We start from the raw sequence: 2,445 nt of genomic DNA on the forward strand, positions 1-2,445 counted from the left end.
CGTGCAGGAGCACCAGGAGATCATTCGGGTCTCGGTGGAGCAGGCCCGCGGGCGCGTGCCCGTGATGGCCGGCTGCGGCGCCAACTCCACGGCCGAGGCGATCGAACTCGCGAAGTTCGCGAAGAAGGTCGGCGCCGACTGCCAGCTGCAGGTCGTGCCCTACTACAACAAGCCGACGCAGGAAGGCCTGTTCCAGCACTTCAAGGCCATCGCCGCGGAGACCGGCGACCTGCCCATGGTGCTGTACAACGTCCCCGGCCGCACGGTCGCGGACATGCAGCACGACACGGTGCAGCGGCTGGCGCAGGTGCCCGGCATCGTCGGCATCAAGGAGGCCACGGGCAACATCGAGCGCGCCCAGTGGCTGGTCAAGGAGGCGCCCCAGGGCTTCGCCATCTATTCCGGCGACGACCCGACGGCCGTCGCGCTGATGCTGTGCGGCGGCCAGGGCAACGTGAGCGTCACGGCCAACGTGGCGCCGCGCCTGATGCACGAACTGTGCGTCGCCGCCATCGCGGGCGAAGCGAAGAAGGCGATGGAGATCCAGCGCCGCCTGCTGCCCGTGCACAAGCACCTGTTCGTGGAGGCCAATCCGATCCCGGTCAAGTGGGCGATGGCCCGCATGGGCCTGATGGGGGGCGCGCTGCGCCTGCCGATGACGCCGCTCGCCAAGGCCAACGAAGCCGTGGTCGAGGGCGCGCTGCGTGCCGCCGGCCTGCTGGGCTGAGCACGCGAAGTACCAAGAGGGGATTCCATGAAGTTGATCGCGAAGTTCGGCCTCGTCGCCGTGGCCGCCGCGTTGTCCGCCTGCTCCGTGCTGCAGGACCAGAAGATCGATTACAAGAGCGCCACTACGGGCGTCGCGCTCGAAGTCCCGCCGGACCTGACGCAGCTCTCGCGCGATTCTCGCTACACAGCGCCGGGCGGCATCGTGTCCGCCAGCAGCTTCGCCGTGGGCCAGGCCGTGCCCAACCTGCCCACCGCGGCCACCGCCGTCGGTGACGTGCGCATCGAGCGCGCCGGCAACCAGCGCTGGCTGGTCGTCAACCGCCCGGCCGACCAGCTGTGGGGCCCCGTGCGCGACTTCTGGCAGGACAGCGGCTTCCTGCTCACGATGGACCAGCCCAATCTCGGCATCATGGAGACCGACTGGGCCGAGAACCGCGCCAAGATTCCGCAGGACTTCATCCGCAACTCGCTGGGCAAGCTGATCGATTCGGCCTACTCCACGTCCGAGCGCGACAAGTTCCGCACCCGCTTCGAGCGCTCGCCCAACGGCGGCACCGAGATCTACGTCAGCCACCGCGGCATGGTGGAGGTCTACACCACCTCGCAGAAGGACCAGACGGTCTGGCAGCCCCGCCCGGCCGACCCCGAGCTGGAGGCCGAATTCCTGCGCCGCCTGATGGTCAAGCTCGGTGCGCCGCAGGCGCAGGCCGTGGCCGCCGCCAACGTGGCGCCGGACCGCCCCACCTCGCGCGTGGCCACCGTCGACAACCAGCCGGTGGTGCTGATCGACGAGGGCTTCGACCGCGCCTGGCGCCGCGTCGGCCTGGCGCTGGACCGCACGGGCTTCACGGTGGAAGACCGCGACCGCAGCCAGGGCACCTATTTCGTGCGCTACGTGCCGCCGAACCCCGACAAGAAGGACCCCGGCTTCTTCGGCCGCCTGTTCCGCCGCGAGAAGGCCGAGCCGCCGGTGAAGTACCGCATCAACCTGAAGACGCAGGGCGAGACCACCACGGTCTCGGTGCTCAATGCGAACGGCGCGCCCGAGACCTCGGCCAACGCGCAGCGCATCGTGCAGGTCATTGCCGACGACCTGAAGTAGACGAAACAAGGCCCGCTTCGCGGGCCTTGTCCTTCGGCGCACGCGATGATCCGATTCAAGAGCCTGGGCAGTGGCAGTTCGGGCAATGCCACCGTGGTCCAGGCGCGCAGCGGCGCGGGCGCGGCGCACCTGCTGATCGACTGCGGACTCGGCATCCGCGAGCTGGACAAGCGCCTGCGCGCCGCCGGCATGATGGCCGACCAGATCGACGCGGTCTTCATCACCCACGAACATGGCGACCACATCGGCTGCGCGCGCACGCTCGCACTGCGCGAGCGCATCCCGGTCTACATGAGCGAAGGCACGTACCAGGCCATCGGCCAGCCGGATTTCGAAGGGTTGCTGCCCATCGCCTGCGACGGCGCAAGCTTCGAGCTCGGTGCGATGCAGGTGCGGCCCTTCACGGTGCCGCACGATGCGCGCGAGCCGCTGCAACTGACCTGCACCGACGGCGACACGCGACTGGGCGTGGTCACCGACCTCGGGCACGTGACGGCGCACGTGATGCAGGAACTCGCGGGCTGCGCCACCCTGCTGCTGGAATGCAACCACGACGAGGAGATGCTGCGCGCCTCGCGCTACCCGCCCTTCCTGAAGCGGCGCGTGGCCGGGCC

3 protein-coding genes are annotated in these 2,445 nt (G+C 69.4%); all 3 read left to right on the plus strand.

Annotation, left to right across the window (positions count from 1 at the left end; translation table 11 throughout):
- Positions 1–727, plus strand: a 727-nt coding sequence (gene dapA, locus VFM98_RS04375; protein WP_325108675.1) for a 4-hydroxy-tetrahydrodipicolinate synthase, incomplete at its 5' end; no start/stop codon positions are given.
- Between the two features lie 27 nt (positions 728–754).
- Positions 755–1,831, plus strand: a complete 1,077-nt coding sequence (bamC, locus tag VFM98_RS04380) for an outer membrane protein assembly factor BamC (RefSeq protein WP_325108676.1) — start codon at positions 755–757, stop codon at positions 1,829–1,831.
- Between the two features lie 45 nt (positions 1,832–1,876).
- Positions 1,877–2,445: MBL fold metallo-hydrolase (locus tag VFM98_RS04385; protein ID WP_325108677.1), on the plus strand; the 569-nt coding region annotated here is incomplete at its 3' end.

It is taken from the genome of Ramlibacter sp. (genome assembly GCF_035706265.1).
GTDB lineage: Bacteria > Pseudomonadota > Gammaproteobacteria > Burkholderiales > Burkholderiaceae_C > Ramlibacter.

Bases quoted from the DNA above. Each gene is read 5' to 3' on its own strand.
- bamC (WP_325108676.1), top strand. From the start codon at position 755: ATGAAGTTGATCGCGAAGTTCGGCCTCGTCGCCGTGGCCGCCGCGTTG.